The sequence below is a fragment of the Actinomadura litoris genome, from assembly GCF_009733595.1.
GTDB lineage: Bacteria > Actinomycetota > Actinomycetes > Streptosporangiales > Streptosporangiaceae > Spirillospora > Spirillospora litoris.
In genome coordinates this window covers 546,866-569,291 of the sequence record NZ_WOFH01000002.1, presented here as the reverse complement: position 1 = coordinate 569,291, position 22,426 = coordinate 546,866, and the positions used below count along the sequence as shown (strand labels likewise).

Genomic DNA, 22,426 nt, shown 5'->3' with positions numbered 1-22,426 from the left:
GGCTGAACCGCCCCCACGGTTCCGGTGCCGTGCCCCCCGCTCCCCCCTGGAGGTGCGCCGTGTCCCTGCGGCCACGCGTCCTGATCACCGCGGCCGCCCTGGCGGCCGCCGCGTCCGCTCTGCCGGGCCCCGCCGCACAGGCGGCCGGGGCACGGTCGCCCGACGTCGCCGAGGCGGCGCCCGCCCCCGCCGCCGCGGCTCGGGTGAGCGTCGCCGGCGAGGAGAAGGCCAGCGATGCCGAGCTGCGGTACGCCGCCGCCGGGCGCGCCCGGCGGATCGTCATCCGCGAACCCGGCTCGACCTACGTCAAGGTGCACTTCGCGTCGTTGCGGCTCGTGCCCGGCGACCGGGTGACGGTCGCCGACCCGGCCGGACGCGAGGTCCACACCTACCACGGCGACCCGACCGTCCGGCGGATCCCCGGCGACTCGGCCCACACCGTCCACGGCAGGCCCGGCTTCGCCGCGATGTCCGTGGACGGCGACACCGCCGTGGTCACCCTGCACGCGGCGCCCCGCCAAAACGCCGCCGCCCTGACCCGCCAGGGGTTCGGCGCCCGTATCGACAGCTACTACAGGGGCTTCGACCAGGGTGAGTGGGCCGCGGCGAATCCCGGCACGTTCAGCGTGTGCGGGCCGGACGCGCGGCGCGACGTGAGCTGCTACCAGACCAGCCACCCCACCGAGTACGCCCGCGCGGGCGCGGTGGCCCGCCAACTCCTCAAGGGCGCCGGATACTGCACGGCCTGGCGGGTCGGCAACACCAACCGCATGCTGACCAACCAGCACTGCATGGAGAGCGCCGCCGACCTGCGGGCCAGCGAGTTCCAGTTCGACTACCAGTGCGCCACCTGCGGCGGCAACGACCCCCGGCCCGGCACCAAGGTGAGCGGGGCGGAGCTGATCAAGCTGAGCCCGCTGCGCGACCTGGACTACGCGCTGTTCTCGGTGAACGACTTCGCCTCGATCCAGAAGTTCGGCACCCTCTACCTGGACGCGCGGGAGCCCGTCGCCCAGGAGCGCATCTACATCGCCGGCCACGGCGACGTCCTGCCCAAGCGCCTCTCGCTCTACGAGGACCGCGACGGCGGCGGCTACTGCAAGATCGACACCGTCCAGTCCGGGGTGAACACCGGCTACCGGTGCGACACCTCCGGCGGCAACTCCGGCTCGCCGGTGCTGGCCGCCTCCTCGCACAAGGTCATCGCGCTGCACCACCTCGGCGGCTGCCCCAACTGGGGGACGCGGATCTCGCGCGTCAACGCGGAGATCTCCGGCCTCATCGACAACCGCCCGCCGGCCCCGGGCACCGCCCGCACGTCCTGAATCGCGAGGCGGACGGCAATGGGTCGGCAAAGTCCGCCGCGGATCTTGAATCTTTGCGCCCCGTCCGGTTTACGCGCGCATGACCCGGGGGTACTTAACGCAACGAGATCGTGACACACAGTGAACGACAGGCTCTTCGGCCGGCAAAGCGCCAGGTCCCGAAGGCCGCCACAGGCGAAGGAGGGGCGGAGTGAGGATCACCGCGCGTGCTCACCGCGGACCGGTCCCCGCCGGTGCGTCCGAGGGCGTTCGCCGTCCGTCCCACCGCGGCGGACCACGGCACACCTCGGGTTCTCGGCCGCACCGCCCGGACCACCATCCCGCCGCTCCGGGTCCCGGCGCCGCCCGCCCCCGCGGCACCGGGGTCCCCATGGCCGGGCCGGCGGCGCCCGTCGGCGGCGCCGCCCGCCCGGCCCTCACTCGACCGGACGCCCGCGCGGCGTCCGCGCGCCGGACGGGACCCGTCACGCCCCCGTCCGACCCGGCTCCAGGCCGGCCCGGCTCAGGGAGGGAGGTGAGGCGCAGCACCTACCCGCACCGGCGCCAAGGCCGGTGAGACACCGGCGGCTGGAACTTCCGTCCGACCCCCGTCCCGGCCGCCGACCACGCAGTTAGGGATCGCTGCGGGACCTCGGGCCCGCGAAGGCACGCGCCTTCGCGGGCCCGAGTCCTTTCCCCCCGAGTCCTTTTTGCGGCGGGTTCAGAGCCTCTTGCGCCAGGTCTGGCCGTGGATCGTGCCGCCGAACCGCCGCGACGGGGGCTCCTCGTCCTCCAGGACGAACCCCGCCCTGGCGTACAGGCGCTGCGCGGGACGCTGGAGCGCCGTCGTCCACAGCATGATCTCGGAGTACCCGGCCTCGGCCGCGAAGCGCGTGCACGCCTCCACGAGGGCGGCGCCGACCCCGCTCCCCCGGGCCTCCGGTTCGACGTGCAGGAGCCGGAGCTGCGCCACCTCGCCGTCGCGGCGGACGCAGAACACGCACCCCACCGGAACGCCCCCGCTCTCGGCGATCCAGGCCCGCTCCGCGCTCGGGTCGTGGTCCTCGACGTAGGCGGCGACGACACCGGCGACCAGCGCCTCGTAGGTGCGGTCCCAGCCGCACTCCTCGGCGTAGAGGGCGCCGTTGCGCTGCACCACCCAGCCGAGGTCGCCGGGACGCGGCTCGCGCAGGACGAGGCCGTCCGGGCGCGGGTCCTCGCCGAGGATGCCGTGGATGGAGCGCATCGCCGCCAGGAGGCGGAGCCGGGAGCCGCCGGGCAGGCGGTCGAGCAGGTCGCGGATCTCCGCGGCGGACCGCTCGTCCAGCATCGCGTAGGCGTCCCGCCCGCCCGGGGTGAGCCGGACGACCTGGCGCCTCGCGTCCCGCTCGGACCGCTCCCGCACGAGCAGGCCGTCGCCCTCGAAGCGGGTGAGCATCCGGCTGAGGTAGCCCGGGTCAAGGTCGAGCGCGCGCCGCAGGGCGAGGACCTCGGTCTCGGGCCGCTGCGCCAGCTCGAAGATCACCCTGGCCTCGGTGAGCGAGTAGGGCGTGCGCATCAGGCCCTCGCCCAGCACACCGATCACCCCGGTGTAGAACCGGTTGAACGAACGGACCGTCGCCACGTCCGCCTGGGTCGCCCGCACATCCGCCTCCAACGTTTGACTCCGTCAAACATTAGGGCACGGGACGCCGCCGGGCCAGCGGTTCGCGGCCTCAGGCGGCGGCGCCGGTCAACTCCCGCGCGTCGCGGACGATCCGGCGCTCCACGAAGAACGTCATCAGCGGGACGATGCCGCCGAGCACGATCATCGCCATCCGGCCGAGCGGCCAGCCGGTGCGCCGCCACAGGTCGTAGGCCGCCAGCAGGTACACCACGTAGAGCGCGCCGTGCACCGGCGCGACGATGCCCGCCATGCCCGGCTCGTCCGTCGGGCCGTACTTCAGCACCATGCCGACCACCAGCAGCACCAGCAGGGTCCCGACCACCAGGGCCAGGATGCGGTACCTGGTCACCGCGCCTTCCACAGATCACACCTTTCCGAAGCCGCGCGAACGCGGGCCGTCGTCAGCGGTGGGGACGTCCGCCGCCGCCCCCGGCACGAGCGGGCACCCCTCTAGTCCCGGCGGTGCGACTCGGAGTTCAGCCGCGCGAGGTAGCGGTTGTAGGCGGCGAGGGCGGGGTCCTCTTCCTCCTGGCGGCGGATGATCTCGCGCGTGACCGCCGCCTCGGCGGGCTCCTCGATCACCCGGGGCGCCTGCGGCTCCACGCCGTCGCGCTCGTCCCTGATCATCTTGACCCACATGACGATCACGAAGATCGCGAAGATCGGCCATTCGAACGTGTAGGCCCAGCTGCGGTCGTTGCCGCCCTGCGCGCGGTCGTACTGCCACCAGCCGAAGCCGAGGAACGACGCGCACAGGGCGATCGCCAGCGCGTGCAGCCCGAGCCAGCCGGGAGTGAGGAACCGTCGCACGTCACCGAGCGTACCCCCGCCCCTCCGCGGCCCGTACCGGGGTGCCGGTGTAGACGGCGCGGGGGCGCAGCGGGCTCGACCCCTCGTACTCCTCCAGCGCGTGGGCCAGCCATCCGGCGGTGCGCGCGACCGCGAAGATCGCCTCACCGGAGCCCGGGGCCAGCCCGGCGACGGCGCCGAGGACGGCGAGCGCGAAGTCGACGTTGGGCGGGGGCAGCCTCCGCCGCCGCGCCGCCGCGAGGACGGCCTCGGCGGCGGCGAGGCGCTCGTGGCCGGGCGCCGCGTCCCGGACGAGGTCGAGCAGGAACGCGCAGCGGCCGTCGCCGGAGGCGTAGACCGTGTGGCCGAGGCCGGGGACGCGCTCGCCCGCGCGGAGCCGCTCGCCGACGGCGCGGGACGCCGAGGCCGCGTCGGCGACCTCGGCGAGCAGCCGCTCCGCGCCGTAGGACGCGCCGCCGTGCAGCGGGCCGCTCGCGACGCCGAGCCCGGCGACGACGACGGCGTAGGGGTCGGCGCGGACGGAGGCGGCCACCCGCGCCGCCACCGTGGAGGCCGCCAGCTCGTGGTCGGCGAGCAGGATCATGGCGGCCTCGAACACCCGCAGCAGGGCGGGGTCCGGCGGCTCCGGGCACAGCCGCGCCCACAGCCGCGCCGCGATCGGGCCCTCGGTGCCGGGCGGCTCGGGGGCGGCGAGCGGCAGCGCCTCGACCAGGCCGGCGGCCAGGGTCCGGGCGGTCGTGGTGACGGAGTCCGGGTCCAGGCGGTGGCGCAGCGGGTCGGTGGCGGCGAGCGCGGCGGCGATCAGCTGGAGGCGGTCGAGCGGCAGCATCCCGGCGGGCAGCCCCGACTGGGCGGCCACGGCCGCCGCGACGCCCTCCTCGTCGGCCCGCCAGCCCTCCCCGTCCTCCCCGCCCGGCTCGGACGGCTCGGACGGCTCCTCCCCCGTCCAGAGCCAGGCCGCGACCTGCTCGAACGTCATGCTCCCCGCGAGGTCGAGGGCGTCGCGGCCCCGGTAGTAGGGCCGGTCGGCGCCGAGCGCCGTGATCCGCGACTCGATCGCCAGCTCGCCCGGCCCCGGCGGGCGGCGCGGCCTGCCGCGCCGGGCCAGCTCCTCGACCTGGGCGGCGTCGAACAGGCTGCGCCTGCCGTCCGGCGCGTGCCTGCGGCGCAGGACGCCCCGGCTCACGTAGGCGTAGAGCGTGGCGGGTTTCACACCGAGGCGTTCGGCGGCGCTCGCGGCGTCGATCCAGCCGTCCACCGGCCCGCCCCCCCGTAGACATTGATTTTCATCAATATTGATACATATGGATCGCGGTGTCAATCTGAGGGCATGCCACAGATCCACTTCCTCGACGTCACCAACCGCGACGGCGTCCAGACGGCCCGGACCGGGCTGTCCAAGTTCGGCAAGACGATGGTCAACTTCTACCTGGGCCGGCTGGGGGTGGCGCAGAGCGAGATCGGCTTCCCGTTCCTGTTCCATGAGGCGCCCTACGTCCGGGCGCAGATCGCGCTGGCGGAGGCGGGCGCGTTCGGGGACCTGCGGCTGTCCGGGTGGTGCCGGGGCGTCGCGGGGGACGTGGAGAAGGCCGCCGGGGTGCGGGCCGGGGGGACGGGGCTCGCGCACTACAACCTGTCCATCTCGACGTCCGACTACATGATCGCGAACAAGTTCCGGGGGCGGCTGGACCGGGACTCGATCATCCGCGGGATGGTCGCGGCGGTGCGGGCGGCCAAGGCGGGCGGCGCGGCGACGGTCGGGGTCAACGCCGAGGACGGCTCGCGCACCGGCGACGGCTTCCTCACCGAGTTCGCGCTGGCGGCGAAGGAGGCCGGGGCCGACCGCGTCCGCTACTGCGACACGATCGGCGGCGACACCCCCGACCGGATCCGCGAGCGCTTCGCGGCGCTCGCGGCGGCGGTGGGGATGCCGGTCGAGACGCACTGCCACAACGACCTCGGCATGGCCGTCGCCAACTCCGTGTCGGGCGCGCTCGGCGGCCTGGAGGCGGGCCAGGACGTGTGGATCAACACGTGCGTGAACGGCATCGGCGAGCGGTCGGGCAACGCGGACCTGCTCTCGACGATCCTCGCGTTCCGCCACGGTTTCGGGCTGGAGGAGCGCGGCGCCGACGTCGGCGACCCGATCGACCTGTCCTGGGCGCGCCGGTTCGGGCTGTGGGCGGGCTACGCGTTCGGCCAGCCCCTCCCCTACAACCAGGTCGGCATCGGATGGAACGCGTTCGCGCACGAGTCGGGCATCCACGCGGACGGCGCGCTGAAGGACCACGGCAACTACGAGCTGTACGACGAGGAGACCCTCGGCCCCTTCCCCGACGACCGGCACGCGCGGCGCGGGCGGGTCGTGCTCACCGGCGAGTACGGCGGCAAGGCCGGGTTCCGGCACGTGATGGACGGCCTCGGCGTCGAGCCGGTGGACGAGGACCTGGCGTTCGCGCTCGTCCAGCTGTGCAACGCGCAGACGGGACGCCCGCTGACCGACGACGAGCTGCGGCTGATCGGCGGCTACCCGCGCGAGCTGGCGCTGCTCTTCCCCGGCCGGCTCCCCCAGGACTGAGCGAGGGGCGACCCCGGCACGGATGCGCGCGGGGCGGGTGCGCGCAGGGCGGGGTGCGCGCGGGGCGCAACCCCAGGCAGCTCGGCGGTGTTGGCAGGAAGACGACAACGTGCGCCTCGAAAGGCGACATGTCGGCGGAAATGACATAGCCGCGTGGAAGGCTGTCCGCTGGGAAGGAGCCCACCACCATGACCGGAACACTCGCGTTCGGCACGGCCGACACCGTGCTCGGCCGCCTGCTCGTGGGCGAGACCGAGACCGGGATCGTCTCGCTGCACTTCCGCGACACCCCCGCCGCCCGCGAGCGCGTGGCGCGGGCGGCGGGCCTGCCCGTCGTGCACGCCCCGGACCGGCTCGCGCCCGCGCTGTCGGCCCTGTCCGACTACTTCTCGGGCGACCTCAAAAGCTTCGACCTGCCGATCGACTGGCGGCTGACCTCCGACGTCCAGCGGCAGGTGCTCACCACGTTGTACGAGACCGTCCCCTACGGCCGCACGCTCACCTACGGCGAGCTGGGCGACCGCAGCGGGACGGGCGTCCACGCGCAGGTCATCGGCCAGGTGATGGGCTCCAACCCCATCCCGCTGGTCGTCCCGTGCCACCGCGTGGTCGCCGCCACCGGGATCGGCGGCTACAGCGGCGGCTCGGGCGTCGAGGTCAAGCGCTGGCTGCTCATGCTGGAGGGCGCGCTGCCCGCCACCCTCGACTGGGACATCACCCGCGCCCCCTGAGGGCCCGCCGAACGGCTCGGGGACGCGGGGCCCGCCACGGGGGGCGCGGGGCTCAGAGGGCGCGGGAGGCGCGCCGACGGGGGGTTCAGGCCGGGAGGGTCCGCTCGATGGCGGCGACGACCTCGGCGGACTCGGGCTCGGCCTGCGGCGCGAACCGGGCGGCGACGGCGCCGTCCGGGCCGATGAGGAACTTCTCGAAGTTCCAGCGGATGTCGCCGGTGTGCCCCTCGGCGTCGGCCGTGCCGACCAGCCCCTGGTAGAGGGGATGCCGCTGCTCGCCGTTGACGTCGACCTTCTCCGTGAGGGGGAAGGTGACCCCGTAGGTCGCCGAGCAGAACTCGGCGATCTCCTCGGGGGTGCCGGGCTCCTGGCCCATGAACTGGTTGCAGGGGACGCCGAGGACGGTGAAGCCCCGCTCGGCGAAGCGCTCCTGGAGCCGCTCCAGCCCGGCGTACTGCGGGGTCAGGCCGCACTTGGAGGCGACGTTGACGACGAGCACGGACGTGCCCCGATATTGCGCGAGGTCCGCGGACCCGCCCTGCAGGCCGCCGATTTCCACATCGTAGACAGACATGCGACCGATCCTAGGAGACCGGTCCGACATGCCCGCGGGCCCGCCGGGGCCGGCGTCCTCGCCGGACGCCGGCCGCCGCACACCGCGCGCGGCCTACCGGCCGCCGTCGCCCAACCCGTTCACGAACGAGGAGAGCTGGTCGCCGGCGTCTCCGAGCTTACTGAAGGCGTTGTTCACCAGTCCTGCCGCGTCCTCCGGGGAGCTCAGCAAGTAGAAGATGACGAAGGCGATCGCCACATAGCGGAGGTTCTTCTTCAGCATCCGTAACGCCGTCCCTCTAGTAGCGCAGCGACACAATGACCCGATGCGATTGTGCCCAACCACGTCTGCTCGCAAAGGGGGATTTTACTGTGACGGCGGCGACAGTGCTTGCTGCCCGGGTGTGAAAGAACCCCGCGCCCGTCGCGGGCACGGGGTCTGCGAAGGCCGTCCTAGTTCGGGATCGCGCTCATGAACCGCGACACCGACTCGGCCGCGTTCCCGAGGCTGCCCAGGCCTCCGTTGACCAGGCGCGCCGCCCCTTCGGGCCGGCTGATGACGTACCACGCCACGAAGGCGATGCTCACCAGCTTCACGTATTTCTTGTTCACTCGAACCACCCTCTGCGGTCAGATGCCTACGGAGAGTGTTTCCCAGGGACGGCCTCGGAGAGATCAACGGCACGCAAAGACAGGTCCATGTCCCCTTGGCGCCACCCTTCACGGCGGCCCCGGGGACCGGTGCGTCAGGGGGTGCGGGGCCCGGCGAGGTAGTCGATGTAGAAGGGGCGGAGGGCCTCGGCGAGGTCGCCCTCGCCCGCGTGGGTGAACTCCTCCAGCAGCGACAGCCCGTGCAGGAGGTCGAACTCGGCGCGTCCGACCTCCCCCGTGGCCGCGGCGGCGGCCGGGATCGCGCGCAGCAGATCCCACAGGAAGCCGACGTCGCGGCGCTCCCGGGCCAGGCCCGTGGCCCGCTCGTACAGCTCCTTGGTGGGCAGGTCGTCCAGATCTTCGCCGTGCGGCGTCACCTCGGCCATGCCCCGACTCTAACCGGGGCCGCGCTCACTTGGTGATCGCGCTCTGGGGGATCTTCCGGTCCGACCTGAGCGCGTCGAACAGCGTGGCCGCCCTCGCCTTGTCCCAGGTGATGTAGGAGCCCGCCGCCGTCGTGCGGCCGACGCCGCCGATCGGGACGGTGGTCGTCACGCCGTCCCCGCCGCTGACGCCCTTCATGGCCCACATCATCCGGACGAGGTCGTAGAGGTGGTCGCCGTCGTCCACGAGGAAGTTCTTGGTCGCGTTCGTCGCGAGCGGCCAGCCGCGGAAGGGGTTGAGCAGCGTCCCGGGGCCGGTGGCCTTCTTCATCAGCGCGCCGAAGAACTGCCGCTGGTGCTCGACGCGCTCCAGGTCGGCGCGGGCGAACTTGCGGGTCCGCACGTAGCCGAGCGCCTGGCCGCCGTCGAGCGTCTGGCAGCCGGGGCTGAGCTTCAGGCCCGCCTTCGGGTCGTCCAGCTTCTCCTTGACGCAGATGTCCACGCCGCCGACGGCGTCCACCACGCCGACGAAGCCGCCGAAGCCGATCTCGGCGTAGTGGTCGATGTGGATGCCGGTGCTCTTCTCCACCGTCTGGACGAGCAGCTTCGGCCCGCCGTACCCGAACGCGGCGTTCAGCTTGTTCGACCCGTGCCCGGGGATCGGGACGTAGGAGTCGCGCGGAAGGCTGATCAGCGACGTGCCGCCCGAGCCGTAGTGCAGCAGCATCATGGAGTCGGTGCGGCGGCCCGCGGCGAAACCGGTGCGCAGCCGCCGCTGGTCGGCCTTGGACATGCCCTCGCGGCTGTCGGACCCGACGACCAGCCAGTTGGTGCCGGGGGTGTCGGCGACCCGGCCCGCGTAGTCGGTGAGCACGGACTCGCGCTTGAGCCGCGAGTCGAGGTAGAAGTACCCGGCGACGAGCACCAGCAGCGGGACCAGGACCAGCGCGCCGAGCACGTAGGGCCAGCGCCGCCTGCGGCGGCGGCGGTAGCCGCCGGGCGGCTCGTCGCCGAAGCCGATCCGGCCTCCCGCGAGCTGGTCTCCGGAGTACGGGTCCGCGTAGGGATCGGGCTCGTAGGCTTGCGGATGGTCCGCGGGTGCGGACTCGTGCCTGCTGCGTGCCACGCGGTCGTCCTCCTTGCGGGTCCAGCCCTCCGGCCAGCCGTCGGTCATGCCGTAGACCCTAGACAACTCGGGCGGCGCGCGCGTCCATCCGGCGCAGGATTGTCCACACCTCCATATAGCCACTCTTTGTGACATGAAAGGCGGACAACCTCCTCCTCTCGTCGCACACTTCTCCTGCCGGGTGGTACCTGAGGGCGAGGGGCGGGAGCGAATGGGGAAGCGCGCGGACAAACGCCGCGAAAGAGCTGGTGAGAGACGCGCCAGGAGAGGCGGGAGTGACAAGGGCGCACCGGAGTTGCCCGAGCTCGCCACCCATCCCTGGTACTCCAGGACCGGCGAGCTGGCCGAGACCGGGATGCGCGTCATGGCCCGGCGGCTACCGTCGGTGATCGGCCAGGCGGCGCGGCTGGCCTGGCGGGCCAGCCGCGCGGACACGGCGGTGACGATCTCCCTCAACCTCCTCGCCGGCGTCTTCACCGCGTTCGGGCTGCTGGCGACGACCGGCGTGCTCACGGCGCTGTTCAGCGCGGGCCCGACGCCGGGCCGGGTCCGCGACGCGCTGCCCTCGCTGGCGCTGGTCGCGGGCGCGGCGGCGCTGCGGGCGGCGCTGCAGGCGGGCGCGGGCTGGTCGCAGGCGCGGCTGGAGCCGCAGGTCGAGCGGCTGGTGGAGCTGCGGCTGTACGAGGCGACGACGATGGTGGCGCTCGCCGCGCTGGACGACCCCGACTTCCTGGACGAGTTGAAGCGCGCGGAGACCCGGGGCCTGACGGCGGCGCCGAGGGTCGTCCAGCACGCGGTGGACGTGCTGACCGGCGCCGTCGGGCTGGTCGCGGCCGCGGGCACGCTCGGCGTCCTGCACCCGCTGCTGCTGCCGCTGCTCCTGCTGACCGCGCTGCCCGAGGGGTGGACGTCGGTCCGCAGCGCGCGGATGCGCTACCTGACGCTGCTGAAGCTGGTGGAGGTGGGGCGCCGCAAGTGGATCCTGTCGGACCTGATGACCGAGCGGCGGCACGCGGCCGAGGTCCGCTCGTTCACGATGCGGCCGTTCCTGCTGGAGGAGTACGACCGGTTCGCCGCCTACCAGCGCGGCGTGGAGCTGGACCTGGCGCGGCGCCAGACGGTCGCCAAGGTCGCCGGGGACGCGCTCCAGGGCCTCGCGACCGGCGCCGTCTACGTCGCGCTGGGGCTCATGCTGTGGAAGGGCGCGGTGCCGCTGGCGGTGGCGGGCACGGCCGTGCTCGCGATCAGGACGGGCCAGACGTCGCTGGCCAACCTGGTCTTCGCGGTCAACCAGTGCTACGAGCAGGGCCTGTACTTCGGCGACTACCTGACGTTCTGCGACACGGCCGAGGCGAGGATCCCGCGCCGCGCGCTGCCGTCCGCCGCCAAGGAGGAGGAAGAGGTCCTCCCGGACGACTTCGCCTGCATCCGGGTCGAGGACGTCACCTTCACCTATCCGGGCGCGGACGCCGCCTCCCTGCGGGGGATCTCACTGGAGCTGCGCAAGGGCGAGGTCGTGGCGCTGGTCGGCGAGAACGGCTCCGGCAAGTCGACGCTCTCCCGCGTCATCGCGGGCCTGTACGACCCCGACGGCGGCGAGGTCGCCTGGGACGGCGTGCCGCTGTCGCGGGTCTCCCCCGAGCAGGTGTGGGACCGCGTCGCCGTGATCGCGCAGGAGTACACGCACTGGCCGATGACGGCGCGGGAGAACATCGCGATGGGACGCGGCGGCGGCCCGGCGGACCCCGCCGTCCTCGCCGCCGCCCGCGCCTCGGGCGCCGACGAGGTCGTGGCGGAGCTGGCGCGCGGCTACGACACGCTGCTGGACCGCCGGTTCCAGGGCGGCGCCGACCTGTCGGGCGGCCAGTGGCAGCGGCTCGCGGTCGCGCGCGGCTTCTACCGGGACGCGCCGCTGCTGATCTGCGACGAGCCGTCGGCCGCCCTGGACGCGCGGGCCGAGCACCTGCTGTTCGAGCGGATCCGCGCGCACACCGACGGGCGGACCGTCCTGCTGATCACGCACCGGCTGGCGAGCGTCCGCTACGCCGACCGGATCTACGTCCTGGAGCACGGCCGGGTGATCGAGGAGGGCGACCACGCCGCGCTGATGGCGCGCGGCGGCCTCTACGCCGAGCTGTACGGCCTCCAGGCCGCCGCGTACGGGGCCGCCGACCCTCCGGCGGCCCAGCGCAGCCCCGCCGGGCGCCCGAACAGCGATCGAACCAGCACAGTCAAGAATTAGTCAAGGGCATTGCTAAAGGCATGGTCAACAATGAGGATGGCACTTGTAAGTAGCGAATTGGAGATCGCCCGACAATGGATCACGTCGAGCGTTCGACGATCATCCGGAGAGGGGGGAGGCATCATGAGCACGGATCGCAAGTCGCTACGCGAACTGGTCCGGGACGAGCTTCGCGAGACCAAGAGGGAGGCCCCGGCTTTCACGGACGTGGCGATGGGCAGCGCGACCTACACCAAGATGCTCGGAAAACGCTATTCGGGTACCTCTGGCTGAGCACCCCGACAAGGCGGCGGCCGCCGCGGGAGGCGCCCCTTCCGCGGCGGCGGCCCATCAGGAGGTCATCGCGGTGGCGTTCTACACCATTCTCACGCCCTATCTCGACGAGTGCGGCAGCGTCTACGTCGCGGGCGCCGGCGCGGGCGGATCGGCGGTCCGGCTGAACGAGCGGGCCAGCGCCCTGTGGCGCGACCTGGCCGCGACCGGGCGCTGCGACGCCCCGGCGATGGCGGAGGAGGACAGGGCCTTCGTGCACGCGCTGGTGTCCAGGCGCGTGATCGCCTCCGCCGAAGAGCCCGTTCGCGGCGGCGGGTGAGGCTCGCATGCGGATCGCGTTCCTCAACCCCTCGGTCGGGTTCTCCGACCGCCGCAAGTCCATCCCGATCGGCCTCGCCTACATCATGGCTTTCCTGGAGTCGCGGGGGTACCGCTCCACCGGCTTCGACTTCGGCGACTCCACGACCGGCGCGTCCGACCTGGTGGAGCAGTACCGGCTGTGGGACCACGACCTGCTCGGCATGTCGGTCTACAACGAGTCGTTCCCCATCGCGCTCGACATGGCCCGCGAGGTCAAGCGGCGCAACCCCGGCTGCTTCGTCGTCATGGGCGGCCCGCAGGCCACCGCGACCCACGGGCGGATCCTCCGCGACCACCCCGAGGTCGACGCGGTCGTGCGCAGGGAGGGCGAGCACCCCACGCTCGACCTGGTCCGATGCCTGGAGTCGGGGCCGGACGGGCTCGGCGCGGTGCCGAACCTCACCTGGCGCGAGGGCGCCGCCGTCCAGGTGAACGCCGAGCTGCCCGCGCTCGACGACCTCGACTCGCTCCCGTTCCCGGCGGCCGACTTCGTCACCGACCGCGCCTACGCCAGGCTCCACTTCTACGACGCGCTCCGCGACGAGCTGCGCCCCGCCCTGACGATCAACACCTCGCGGAGCTGCCCCTACAACTGCAGCTTCTGCGGCGTCCTCACGATCGGGCGGCGCTACCGCTCCCGCAGCCCGGGCAACGTGGTCGAGGAGCTGGAGTTCTTCCGGGAGCGCGACGACGTCGACTACCGGCACGTCTACTTCAGCGACGCGAACTTCTTCGTCCAGGCGGGCCGCGCGCTGGAGATCGTGCGCGCGCTGCACGCCGCCGACGACCGCGTCACCTTCAGCTTCGGGACGCGCGTCAACCAGATCCTGAAGGCCCAGCACGCGATCATGGAGATGCGGGCGCTCGGGCTGCGGTTCATCGAGGTCGGCGTGGAGAGCGCCTCACCGGCCGTGCTGCGCCGGCTCGCCAAGGGCGTGGGCCCGGAGGTCAATGACGCGGCCGTGGCGTTCCTCAACCGGATCGGCGTGGAGATAGCGCTGGACTTCATCATGGTCGACCCGGCGAGCACCGTCGAGGACCTCCGCCTGAACATGGATTTCATCGAACGGCATTTCCTCGACCACTATCCGCACGAGCATTTCTACACGAGCCTCGCGCTGTACGAGGGAACGCCCATCCGGGAATACTACGAGGAACGCCTCGGAAGGCCGTTCGCCGCCGGCACGCTCCCCGACACGGCCGAGCTTTTCGAGCACGCGGAACTGCGCGTCTGGTGGAATCTCCTCTGGAGTTTCGGTTCCCGTTACCAGGGCCGGATCGACGCGCTGCTGGCGAAAACGGAGACGCTGCTGAAACACCCCGCCGCCGTGAAATGCCTGACCGAGCGGCAGGGGCCCTGGGAGGACCTCTCCCGCCTCCAGCTCGACAGCGTCACGCTGCGGCACGCGCCGCCGATGTTCTTCCGGCGGCTGGTCGACCGGCTCGCCTCGGGCGCGCTGCCCGCGACGCTGGAGGAGGTCGGCCTGCGGGGCTTCGGCCGCCGCGGCACCGACCTCGACGACGTGATCGCCTCGGCCACGGCCGCGCTCGGCCGCCTCGGCGACCGGCTCGGGCTGCCGCCCGGCGAACTCGACCGCGCGCTCCAGGTCTCCGGGGCCGCGTACCAGTGAGCGCCCGCGTACCAATACGCGCCCGCGTACCGGTGAGCGCACGCGCGGCGACGAGCGCCCGTGTACCGGTGAGCGCCCGGCTACCGGTGAGCGCCCGCGTACCGGTGAGCGCCCGCGTACCGGTGAGCGCACGCATACCGGTGAGCGCACGCATACCGGTGAGCGCACGCATACCGGTGAGCGCACGCGCGGCGGTGAGCGCACGCGCAGCGATGAGCGCACGCGCAGCGATGAGCGCACGCGCAGCGATGAGCGCACGCGCAGCGATGAGCGCACGCGCGGCGGTGAGCGCACGCGCGGCGGTGAGCGTTCGGTGAGGAGCGTTCGCCCACGCCGCGACCTCGCGCTGGTCGCCACGGCCTGCGGCCTGTCCACGCTCGGCACCACGGCGGCGTTCCTCGCCATGGTCCTGCACCTGCGGGAGGCGGGCGCGGGCTGGGTGACGGCGCTGCTGCTGGCGGAGATCTCCCCGGTCATCCTGATGGCGCCGGTGGCGGGCGCGATCGTCGACCGGCTGGAGGCGCGGGCCGTCCTGATCTGGGCGAGCGCGGGCCAGGCGGTGGTGAGCGTCGCGCTGAGCCTGGTGGACGCCCCGGCGGCCGTCGTCGGGCTGGTCGCGCTGCTCGGCGCGCAGGCGGCGGTCGAGCGTCCGGCGGCGGCGGTGCTGGTGCCGCACATCACCGGCGAGGACGGCGCGACCCGCGGCTACGCGCGGCTCGGCACCGGACGCGCGCTGGGCGGGATCATCGGCCCGGCCGTCGGCGGGTTCGCGGGCGCGGCCGGGGGCACCCGCGCGGCGCTGCTCCTCAACGCGGCCAGCTTCCTCGTCCTGGCGATCGCGATGACGACCGTCGGCGCCCGCAGGCGGCCGCACCGCGAGGCCGCCCCGGCGGGCGGCGGGCGCGGCTTCGCCAGGGCCGGGTTCCGGGTCGTGCTGGGCGACCCCGTCCTGCGGTTCGCGATCCCGCTCACCGCGCTGGCCGCCGGCATCGCGCTGGCCGACAACGTCGCCGCGCCCTACCGCTTCACCGACGACCTCGGCGCGGGCCCGGTCGGGTTCGGGGTGTACGAGGCGCTCTACTCGGTGTGCGAGCTGGTCGGCATCCAGGTGTTCGCGCTGGAGGCGGGCCGGGGCCGCGAGGAGGGGCTGCTCGGGGCGGGGAACCTCATGCTCGGCCTCGGCGTCCTCGGCATCGGCCTCGCCGCGACCTACCCGCTCGCGCTCGCGGCGGCGGTCGTCGGCGGCGTCGGCAACGGCATGAGCAACGCCGGGGAGGGCGCGGTGATCAGGCGCTGCACACCCGAGGCGACGCGCGGCCGGGCGTTCGCCGCCAGCGGGTCGCTCATCCAGGCCGCGTCCGTCGCCGGGGCCGCCGCCGGCGCTCCCGCCGTCGCCGCGCTCGGCCCGGCCGCGACGATGGTGGTGTCGGGGGCGCTCGCCTCGGCGGTGGCGTCCGCGGGCGTCGTCGTGGCCCTGCGCCGCACGCGGGAGACCGCGGTCACCGACCACCTCGTCCACGACGAAGCCCGCTAAGGAGCCCGCACATGGATGACCTGCGCACCTCCCGGGAGTACGCGTCGATCGGCGACCTCCTGGTCACGACGGCCCGCACGCGTCCGAGCCGTCCCGCCGCCGCGCGCGTGGCCGTGTCGGACGGCTACCGCGTCACCGCCGCGCGCGTCGACACCTGGCTGGACCGGGGCCAGATCACCAGCGCGTCGGTGTCGTTCTCCCGCGACAACACGGCCGCGCCGCTGTCGCTGATGTCGTCGGACTTCGAGGTGCAGGGGCGGGCGTGGCCGTTCCTGCTGTCGGCGGACAAGGTGCGGCGGCTCGTCGCGAGCGGCTACACGATGGTCATCACCGGGCCCGAGATCTGGGACGGGACGCTGCGCCGGTCCGCGCTGGAGGTCACCCGCGCGATGGCCGCCTCCCTCAACACGATGGTCTTCCTGACGCCGCCCGGGACCAGCGGCTTCCACCGGCACCGGGACCGGGACGACTTCGTGGTCGTCGTCCAGACCGAGGGCTCCAAGCGGTGGCGGCTCTACGACGCCCCGCCGGACGGGTGGACCGAGGACGACGACACCCGTCCGGCCCCGGCGGCCCAGTCGGCGGAGGTCGTCCTGGACGTCGGCGACACGCTCGTGATCCCCCGGGGCTGGGGGCACGCGGCGTCGGCCGAGACCGGCGGCGTCTCCACCCACCTGTCGTTCGGCGTCAACCACGTGTCCCCGGCGCACCTGCTGCGCACCGCGATCATCGGCGCGCTGCGGCGGATGAAGGAGTCCGCGACGCTGGAGGACACCGAGGCCGCCTACCGCGCGCTCGTCGCCGAGTTCCGGGAGGGCGCCGCCGACGACCTCGTGCTGGAGTACGTGAGCGCCCCCTTCCGGACCGGCGACCTGCGGCTCGGCGACCTCTGACCTGGACGTCGCGGCCTAGATGTAGGGTCCGAAGCCCCCCGCGTCGTCGCGGGACGGGGCGTCCGGCAGGTCCTCGGGCCGCAGCAGCCGCACCTCGGCCGCGTCGACCTCGCCGGAGCCCGCGTCGTGCGCGGCGGTGATGCGCCCCGCCTGCCGCGACACCGCCGCCTCCAGCAGGTTGCGGACGACCCGCGCGTTGCCGAAGGAGGACCCGCGCGGCAGCCCCGCGACGAGCCGGCGCAGCGCGTCCAGCAGCCCGGGGGCCAGCTCGAACCCCTTCTCCGCCGCCATCGACTCGAAGATCGTGACCAGCTCGTCGCCGGAGTAGTCGGGGAAGCGCAGCACCTTCGGGAACCGGGAGTCCAGGCCCGGGTTGAACTTCAGGAAACGCTCCATCTCCGCGTCGTAGCCCGCGACGATGACCACCAGGTCGTTGCGGTGCTCCTCCATCAGCCGCAGCAGCTCGGCGACCGCCTCGTGGCCGAAGTCGCGGCCGTCGCCGCCCGCCGAGGACAGCGCGTACGCCTCGTCCACGAACAGGACGCCGCCGAGCGCGCGCTCGACCGCGCCCCGCACCCGCGGCGCGGTCTGCCCGATGTAGTCGGCGACGAGGTCGGCGCGGGTGACCTCGACGAGATGGCCCGAGGACAGCAGCCCGAGCTGGGCGTACACGGCGGCGATCAGCCGGGCGATCGTCGTCTTGGCGGTGCCCGGGTTGCCCATGAACACCATGTGCCGGGCCGGGGAGGCGATCGGGACGCCCGCGTCCCGCCGGATCTGCTCGGCGCGCGCCTCGGCGACCAGCGAGGCCACCTCCGCCTTGATCGCGTCCAGGCCGATGAGGCGGCCGATGTCGGCGAGCGGGTCGCCCGACCCCTCCTCGCGGCCCCGCGCGAGCGTGTCGGGCACGTCCTCCAGCAGGATCTCGTCCAGCGACTCGTTCTCGTCGACGACGCCGTCGGCCAGGACACGGCGCCCCTGCATCGCGACGGCCCGGTCCAGCAGGTTGATCATGATGCGGGCGTTGCCGAAGCCGCGGTCGCGCGGCGCCGCCTGGGCGAGCGCGCGGACCTTGTCCAGGACGCCCGGGGCCAGCGCGAACCCGGCGTCGGCGGCCTTGGCGGCGAACACCTCGACCAGCTCGTCGTCGTCGAGGTCGGGGAAGCGGACCGTGCGGGGGAAGAACGCGGCGAGGTCGGGCGTGGACTTCAGCAGCCCGTTCAGCTCGGCCTCGGGCCCGGTCAGCACCACGACGAGGTCGTCGGCGTGCGCCTGGACGGCGGTGCCGAGCACGTCCAGCACCTCCCGGCCGCGCGGGCCCTCGGCGGCCGACGGCGCGAACACGTGCGCGTCCCGGACGACCAGGACGCCGCCGAGCGCCTGCTCCACCGCCCGCCGCACGCGCAGCACGCTCTCGCTGGAGTACTCGCCGAGCAGCTCGGCGCGGTCCACCTCGACCAGGTGGCCCGAGGACAGCGCGCCGAGGTCGGCGTAGATCCGGCCGAGGATCCGCGCGACCAGGCTCTTGCCGGTGCCGGGGTTGCCGGTGAACACCAGGTGCCGGGGCCGCGCCGCGACCGCCATCCCCGCCTCGCGGCGCAGGCTCGCCGCCTTCGCCTCGGCGACCAGCGCGTCGACCTCCCGTTTGACCGGCTCGATGCCGGCGCAGGCGGCCAGCTCGGCGAGCGGGTCGCGGTCGGAGCGGCGGCCGTGCACGACCCGCTGCGGCAGGTCCGCGTCGGTGATCTCCAGCTCGTCCGCCGCGGCGGCGGGCGTGCGGGCCCGCGCGGCGGCGACGCACTGCCCGACCATGTGCTCCACGAGCCGCGCCCCGCGCAGGTTGAGCAGCGGCGGCGTGCGGGTGAGCAGCACCCCGGCGGCCTCCGCGACCTCGGCGGCGACGCGCGCGCCGCGCCGGGCGGCGGCGCGGGTGAACAGCTCGGCGAAGCCGTCCTCGGCGAAGTCGCGGGTGCCGACGACCTCGAATGCCCGCACCAGCGCGGGGTTGGCGTCGATCAGCCGCCGGTCGCCGCCCGGCCGGCACAGCGCGACGACGTCCAGCGAGGGCGAGCGGGCGAGCAGCCGCCGCAGCTCCTCCACGGCCGCCGGGCCGCACCGCTCGTAGGTGACGAGCCGCTCCAGGTCGTCGACGACCAGCAGCATCCGCGCCTCCACGCAGTCGCGGACGCGGGCCTGGAGCCACAGCACGGCGTCGCTCACGCCGAGCGAGGCGAACACCTGGTCGGAGACCCACAGCGCCTCGCGCAGCACGCCGCTCTCGGCGAGGGCGCGCTCCACCACCTCGGCGGCGGTACCCTTGCCCGTCCCCTCGGGACCGGCGACCAGCAGCCGCACCGGCCGCTCCCCCGCGAGCCGCGCCGCCAGCGCGTCCTGGACGGCCCGGGTCAGCTCCGGCTGCCCGACGATCGCCTCCGCGACGGCCTCGTCCCGGGCGGCGCGCCCCTCGTCGGCGGCCCGGCCGGGGCGCCCGGCCGCGACGCGCTCGGGGAACAGCGCCGAGCCCAGCGGGTTGAACACGCGCCGCGCCGTGAACAGCCGCCGCAGGTCGGCCTGGAACGGCCGGACCGGCACCCGGCAGCGCGGGCTGATCGCCGCGTCCGGCAGGCCCTGCACGGCGCCGGTGATCCGCACCGCCATGTCGAGCCAGCCGCGCGCGGCGTCGGCCTCCCCCGCGACCAGCGCGCGGGCCAGCCAGGCGCGCACGTCCTGCTGCCACGCCTCGGCCGCGAAGCCCTCGCGCGCCGCCTGGAACCGCTCCTCCAGCCTCTCGTAGCGCGCCGTGCCGAGCGCGACCGCCAGCTCGGCCGGGACGACCCGCGCCTCCGCCGCGAGCAGCAGCAGCGCGAGCGCGACGTCGGGGTCGTCGCCGTCGGAGACGGCCCCGGCGATCCGCTCGTGCGCCGCGTCCAGGCCCTCGCACGCCCAGCCGAGGTAGGCGAGCGGCCCGGCCATCTCCGGCAGCACGGCCAGCTCGTCCTCGCCGAGGCTCGCCGTCCAGACCTCCTCCAGCGCCTTCTGCGGGACGGTCATGTCCTGCTCCCGCAGCGCCGGATCGGACGCCCGCCGGTCGAACAGGTCCATCAGCGTCCGGCGCCGCCGCTCCAGCGGCTCCAGGCCGTCGAAGACCTCCAGGCCCGCCCGCGCCAGCTCGAACATGACCGCGCGGCGCTCCCGGTCGTCGCCGGCGGGCTCGGGCAGCCACAGCCCCGGCGGCCGCCACCGGCCGCCCTGGGTGAACCACGCCATCGGGTCGCGGACGGCGGGCTCCGGCGTCGCCAGGAACGCCGACAGCAGCTCGTAGTCGACGTCGCCGCGCGTCCCGCCGCGCACCGCCGAGGCACCCAGCAGGAACGTCAGCAGCGACCACTGCTCGGCGCCCGCCGCGCTCGTGTCCTTGCCGTAGAAGTCGCTGAGCTGCCTGGTCAGCACGATCGCGCGCGGATCGGCGTTGTAGGCGACCGCGCGTTCGCGCATGTCCTCGTACAGGCCGTCGGGGACGCGCCACGGCCCGAACGCGTACACGTCCAGGACGGGCTCGTCCGTCAGCAGCACTTCGAGGTGGTCCGGCAGCCGGGGGGCACTCACCAGGGGGGTCCTTCTCCTACGCGGCGGGTCGGGGTGACGTACGTCTCGCATGCACCCTACGACCCGGCTCGATCACGCACATCCCCGTCGCGCCGCTAGAGCGGCAGCGCGTTGGGCCGTTTGGGGTCGCGACCGTCGCCGGAGGAGCGGCCGGTGGCGCGGCGCCCGATCCACGGGAGCAGGTACGCGCGGGCCCAGTGGAGGTCCGCGCGGCGCGAGGTGAGCCAGCCGGCGGGGGACGGCGGCGGCCACGGCTCGCGCCAGTCGCCCTGGACCGGGACGCCGATGACCTCGGCGACGCGCAGCGCCATGCGGCGGTGCCCCTCGGGCGACAGGTGCAGCCGGTCCTCGAACCAGGCGCGCCGGTCGTTGAACACGCGCAGCGACCACAGGTCGACGACGTCGCAGTCGCGGCGGTCGGCGATGGCGCGCAGGTGCATGTTGAAGGTCGCGGCCCGGCCGCGGATGCGCGTCGCGGTGTTCAGCCCGCGCGGGTCGAACCCGGTGAAGACGACGACGCGGGCGCCGGTGGCGCGCAGCCGCCGGACGGCGTCGTCGAAGACCACGGCGAGCGCGTCCGGGTCGGCGCCGGGGCGCAGCATGTCGTTGCCGCCGCCGCAGAACGTCACGAGGTCGGGCGACAGCTCGACGGCCCGCGGCACCTGGTCGTCGACGATCTGCCGGACGAGCTTGCCGCGGACCGCGAGGTTGGCGTAGCGCAGGCCCGGGTCGCGGGCGTCGAGATGCTCGGCGAGCCGGTCGGCCCAGCCGCGGAAGCGGTCCCGCTCACCCGGGTAGGGGTCGTTCAGGCCCTCGGTGAAGCTGTCGCCGAGGGCCACGTACGTCCGGATCCGCCCCATCTCCGCCATCGCCGTCCCCCGTGCCCGTTCGTTCTCGATCACGTTGGCAATGATGCATGGTGCACGCAACCTACGCGACCGTAGATCACCCGGATGTGGGCGACACGACACGGGCCCGGCCGGCGGCCGCCGGCCGGAGGATCAGGTCCAGCTCGGGGAGGTCGTCCCCGGCGCGGCGGTGGCGTGCACCGACATCGCGTGCTGGACAAGCGTGATCAGCACCTGCTTGGTCGACTCGCGGTTGCGCGCGTCGCACTGGACGATCGGCACGTGCCCGCTGATCGACAACGCGTCGCGGATGTCCTCGACCGCGTACTGGAACTCGCCGTGGAACCCGTTCACGCCGACGACGAACGGCAGCCCGAGCTCCTCGAAGTAGTCGACGGCGGCGAAGCAGTCCTCCAGGCGGCGGGTGTCGACCAGCACGACCGCGCCGATCGCGCCGCGGACCAGGTCGTCCCACATGAACCAGAAGCGGTGCTGGCCGGGCGTGCCGAACAGGTACAGGATCAGCTCGCGGTCGAGCGAGACGCGGCCGAAGTCCATCGCGACCGTGGTGGTCGTCTTGTCGGGGACGGCCGACAGGTCGTCCACGTCGGCGCTCGCCGCCGTCATCACCGCCTCGGTGGTGAGCGGCATGATCTCCGAGACCGACCCGACGAAGGTGGTCTTGCCGACGCCGAACCCGCCGCCGACGACGATCTTCACAGAGGTCAGCTCGGCCTCTGCGCCGTGCGGCCCCGGGGGTGGAACCTGATCAGAGCTTCCGAAGGCCACTGAGCACCCTTTCTAGCAAACGGAGGTCCGGCTGGCCGCCGGTCGTGGTGGGACGCGACTGGTGCAGGCGCAGCAGTCCCTCGACGGCCATGTCGGCGACGAGCACCCGCGCGACGCCGAGCGGGATGCGGAGCATCGCGGACACCTCCGCCACCGATCGGGCCGACCGGCACAGGTCCATGATCGCCCGGTACTCCGGGGTCAGCACGGCCACGTCCCGCGGCGGGTAGGGCGCCGCGGTGACCAGGGCCTCGATGGCCAGGTCGTACCGCGGCTTCGTGCGTCCCCCGGTGACGGCGTACGGGCGCACCAGCGAACTGGCGTCCTCCTCCTCGCGTGCGGGCGGCCGGCCCCCCTGCCCCGGCACCCGCCCCTGGTCCCCCGGCCAGCGCCCCGGGCCGCCCGGACCTCCCGGACCGCCTCCGTAGGAACTGCCTCGATCCATCTCG

22 protein-coding genes are annotated in these 22,426 nt (G+C 73.9%); 9 read left to right on the top strand and 13 right to left on the bottom strand.

Translation table 11 applies throughout. From position 1 onward, the window contains the following. Positions 1-59: 59 nt before the first annotated feature. Entirely contained in the window at positions 60-1,325 is a 1,266-nt protein-coding gene (locus tag GNZ18_RS07085; protein ID WP_216651182.1) for a trypsin-like serine peptidase, read from the top strand. A gap of 700 nt (positions 1,326-2,025) precedes the next feature. Here the strand turns inward: GNZ18_RS07085 and GNZ18_RS07075 are convergent. From GNZ18_RS07075 to GNZ18_RS07060, 4 genes are all read right to left on the bottom strand, one after another. Beyond that, complete coding sequence (locus GNZ18_RS07075; RefSeq protein WP_312874347.1) at positions 2,026-2,949, bottom strand: bifunctional helix-turn-helix transcriptional regulator/GNAT family N-acetyltransferase; 924 nt, start codon at positions 2,947-2,949, stop codon at positions 2,026-2,028. Positions 2,950-3,019: 70 nt separating this feature from the next. Further along, positions 3,020-3,331, bottom strand: coding sequence for a DUF3817 domain-containing protein (locus GNZ18_RS07070; RefSeq protein WP_214618953.1), 312 nt, complete (start codon positions 3,329-3,331; stop codon positions 3,020-3,022). 89 nt (positions 3,332-3,420) lie between these two features. Continuing rightward, complete coding sequence (locus GNZ18_RS07065; RefSeq protein WP_214618952.1) at positions 3,421-3,780, bottom strand: hypothetical protein; 360 nt, start codon at positions 3,778-3,780, stop codon at positions 3,421-3,423. Position 3,781: 1 nt separating this feature from the next. Further along, positions 3,782-5,038 (bottom strand): citrate/2-methylcitrate synthase, encoded by a 1,257-nt coding sequence (locus tag GNZ18_RS07060; RefSeq protein WP_312874346.1) that lies wholly within the window; start codon positions 5,036-5,038, stop codon positions 3,782-3,784. A gap of 72 nt (positions 5,039-5,110) precedes the next feature. Here GNZ18_RS07060 and GNZ18_RS07055 point away from each other — a divergent pair, with 72 nt between their 5' ends. Together GNZ18_RS07055 and GNZ18_RS07050 are read left to right on the top strand one after the other, a co-directional pair. Beyond that, positions 5,111-6,358, top strand: coding sequence for a hydroxymethylglutaryl-CoA lyase-like TIM-barrel protein (locus tag GNZ18_RS07055; protein WP_156215378.1), 1,248 nt, complete (start codon positions 5,111-5,113; stop codon positions 6,356-6,358). A gap of 188 nt (positions 6,359-6,546) precedes the next feature. Then, on the top strand, positions 6,547-7,089 hold the full coding sequence (locus GNZ18_RS07050) for a methylated-DNA--[protein]-cysteine S-methyltransferase (RefSeq protein WP_156215377.1): 543 nt from the start codon (positions 6,547-6,549) through the stop codon (positions 7,087-7,089). Between the two features lie 85 nt (positions 7,090-7,174). On the opposite strand, the gene GNZ18_RS07045 is transcribed toward GNZ18_RS07050, so the two are convergent. The 5 genes from GNZ18_RS07045 to GNZ18_RS07030 all read right to left on the bottom strand — a co-directional run bounded on the left by GNZ18_RS07045 (position 7,175) and on the right by GNZ18_RS07030 (position 9,849). After that, a complete protein-coding gene (locus GNZ18_RS07045; RefSeq protein WP_156215376.1) occupies positions 7,175-7,663 on the bottom strand; it encodes a glutathione peroxidase in 489 nt (162 codons plus the stop codon). A 93-nt stretch (positions 7,664-7,756) separates the two neighbouring features. Then, positions 7,757-7,924 (bottom strand): hypothetical protein, encoded by a 168-nt coding sequence (locus GNZ18_RS40745; RefSeq protein ID WP_173390671.1) that lies wholly within the window; start codon positions 7,922-7,924, stop codon positions 7,757-7,759. 170 nt (positions 7,925-8,094) lie between these two features. Next, positions 8,095-8,253 carry a hypothetical protein gene (locus GNZ18_RS07040; RefSeq protein WP_156215375.1) on the bottom strand — a complete coding sequence of 53 codons (159 nt, stop codon included), beginning with the start codon at positions 8,251-8,253 and terminating at the stop codon, positions 8,095-8,097. Positions 8,254-8,387: 134 nt separating this feature from the next. Beyond that, positions 8,388-8,678 (bottom strand): hypothetical protein, encoded by a 291-nt coding sequence (locus GNZ18_RS07035; protein ID WP_156215374.1) that lies wholly within the window; start codon positions 8,676-8,678, stop codon positions 8,388-8,390. Between the two features lie 25 nt (positions 8,679-8,703). Next, positions 8,704-9,849, bottom strand: coding sequence for an LCP family protein (locus GNZ18_RS07030; RefSeq protein ID WP_156215373.1), 1,146 nt, complete (start codon positions 9,847-9,849; stop codon positions 8,704-8,706). Positions 9,850-10,156: 307 nt separating this feature from the next. Between GNZ18_RS07030 and GNZ18_RS07025 the strand changes: the two genes are divergently transcribed. From GNZ18_RS07025 to GNZ18_RS07000, 6 genes are all read left to right on the top strand, one after another. Then, the gene (locus GNZ18_RS07025; RefSeq protein WP_376766263.1) at positions 10,157-12,043 is read left to right on the top strand and encodes an ABC transporter ATP-binding protein; all 1,887 of its coding nucleotides are present in this window, start codon (positions 10,157-10,159) and stop codon (positions 12,041-12,043) included. A 123-nt stretch (positions 12,044-12,166) separates the two neighbouring features. Next, positions 12,167-12,316 carry a hypothetical protein gene (locus tag GNZ18_RS07020; RefSeq protein WP_156215371.1) on the top strand — a complete coding sequence of 50 codons (150 nt, stop codon included), beginning with the start codon at positions 12,167-12,169 and terminating at the stop codon, positions 12,314-12,316. Between the two features lie 73 nt (positions 12,317-12,389). Continuing rightward, positions 12,390-12,635: a hypothetical protein gene (locus tag GNZ18_RS07015; RefSeq protein WP_156215370.1), complete on the top strand. Its 246-nt coding sequence runs from the start codon at positions 12,390-12,392 to the stop codon at positions 12,633-12,635. A gap of 7 nt (positions 12,636-12,642) precedes the next feature. Beyond that, positions 12,643-14,307, top strand: a complete 1,665-nt coding sequence (locus GNZ18_RS07010; protein ID WP_156215369.1) for a B12-binding domain-containing radical SAM protein — start codon at positions 12,643-12,645, stop codon at positions 14,305-14,307. A gap of 313 nt (positions 14,308-14,620) precedes the next feature. After that, the gene (locus GNZ18_RS07005) at positions 14,621-15,841 is read left to right on the top strand and encodes an MFS transporter (RefSeq protein ID WP_156215368.1); all 1,221 of its coding nucleotides are present in this window, start codon (positions 14,621-14,623) and stop codon (positions 15,839-15,841) included. Between the two features lie 11 nt (positions 15,842-15,852). Beyond that, on the top strand, positions 15,853-16,734 hold the full coding sequence (locus GNZ18_RS07000) for a JmjC domain-containing protein (protein WP_156215367.1): 882 nt from the start codon (positions 15,853-15,855) through the stop codon (positions 16,732-16,734). Positions 16,735-16,749: 15 nt separating this feature from the next. On the opposite strand, the gene GNZ18_RS43565 is transcribed toward GNZ18_RS07000, so the two are convergent. The 4 genes from GNZ18_RS43565 to GNZ18_RS06980 all read right to left on the bottom strand — a co-directional run bounded on the left by GNZ18_RS43565 (position 16,750) and on the right by GNZ18_RS06980 (position 22,422). Further along, entirely contained in the window at positions 16,750-20,340 is a 3,591-nt protein-coding gene (locus GNZ18_RS43565; RefSeq protein ID WP_156215366.1) for an AAA family ATPase, read from the bottom strand. 95 nt (positions 20,341-20,435) lie between these two features. Further along, positions 20,436-21,200 (bottom strand): SGNH/GDSL hydrolase family protein, encoded by a 765-nt coding sequence (locus GNZ18_RS06990; RefSeq protein WP_156215649.1) that lies wholly within the window; start codon positions 21,198-21,200, stop codon positions 20,436-20,438. Positions 21,201-21,341: 141 nt separating this feature from the next. Beyond that, positions 21,342-21,917: a GTP-binding protein gene (locus GNZ18_RS06985; RefSeq protein ID WP_156215648.1), complete on the bottom strand. Its 576-nt coding sequence runs from the start codon at positions 21,915-21,917 to the stop codon at positions 21,342-21,344. Positions 21,918-21,957: 40 nt separating this feature from the next. Next, entirely contained in the window at positions 21,958-22,422 is a 465-nt protein-coding gene (locus GNZ18_RS06980; RefSeq protein WP_156215365.1) for a DUF742 domain-containing protein, read from the bottom strand. Positions 22,423-22,426: the final 4 nt, after the last annotated feature.

Coding starts and splice junctions, on each gene's coding strand:
- GNZ18_RS07055 (WP_156215378.1), top strand. CDS start 5,111: ATGCCACAGATCCACTTCCTCGACGTCACCAACCGCGACGGCGTCCAG.
- GNZ18_RS07050 (WP_156215377.1), top strand. CDS start 6,547: ATGACCGGAACACTCGCGTTCGGCACGGCCGACACCGTGCTCGGCCGC.
- GNZ18_RS07045 (WP_156215376.1), bottom strand. CDS start 7,663: ATGTCTGTCTACGATGTGGAAATCGGCGGCCTGCAGGGCGGGTCCGCG.
- GNZ18_RS40745 (WP_173390671.1), bottom strand. CDS start 7,924: ATGCTGAAGAAGAACCTCCGCTATGTGGCGATCGCCTTCGTCATCTTC.
- GNZ18_RS07035 (WP_156215374.1), bottom strand. CDS start 8,678: ATGGCCGAGGTGACGCCGCACGGCGAAGATCTGGACGACCTGCCCACC.
- GNZ18_RS07030 (WP_156215373.1), bottom strand. CDS start 9,849: ATGACCGACGGCTGGCCGGAGGGCTGGACCCGCAAGGAGGACGACCGC.
- GNZ18_RS07025 (WP_376766263.1), top strand. CDS start 10,157: ATGCGCGTCATGGCCCGGCGGCTACCGTCGGTGATCGGCCAGGCGGCG.
- GNZ18_RS07020 (WP_156215371.1), top strand. CDS start 12,167: ATGAGCACGGATCGCAAGTCGCTACGCGAACTGGTCCGGGACGAGCTT.
- GNZ18_RS07010 (WP_156215369.1), top strand. CDS start 12,643: ATGCGGATCGCGTTCCTCAACCCCTCGGTCGGGTTCTCCGACCGCCGC.
- GNZ18_RS07000 (WP_156215367.1), top strand. CDS start 15,853: ATGGATGACCTGCGCACCTCCCGGGAGTACGCGTCGATCGGCGACCTC.
- GNZ18_RS06990 (WP_156215649.1), bottom strand. CDS start 21,200: ATGGGGCGGATCCGGACGTACGTGGCCCTCGGCGACAGCTTCACCGAG.
- GNZ18_RS06980 (WP_156215365.1), bottom strand. CDS start 22,422: ATGGATCGAGGCAGTTCCTACGGAGGCGGTCCGGGAGGTCCGGGCGGC.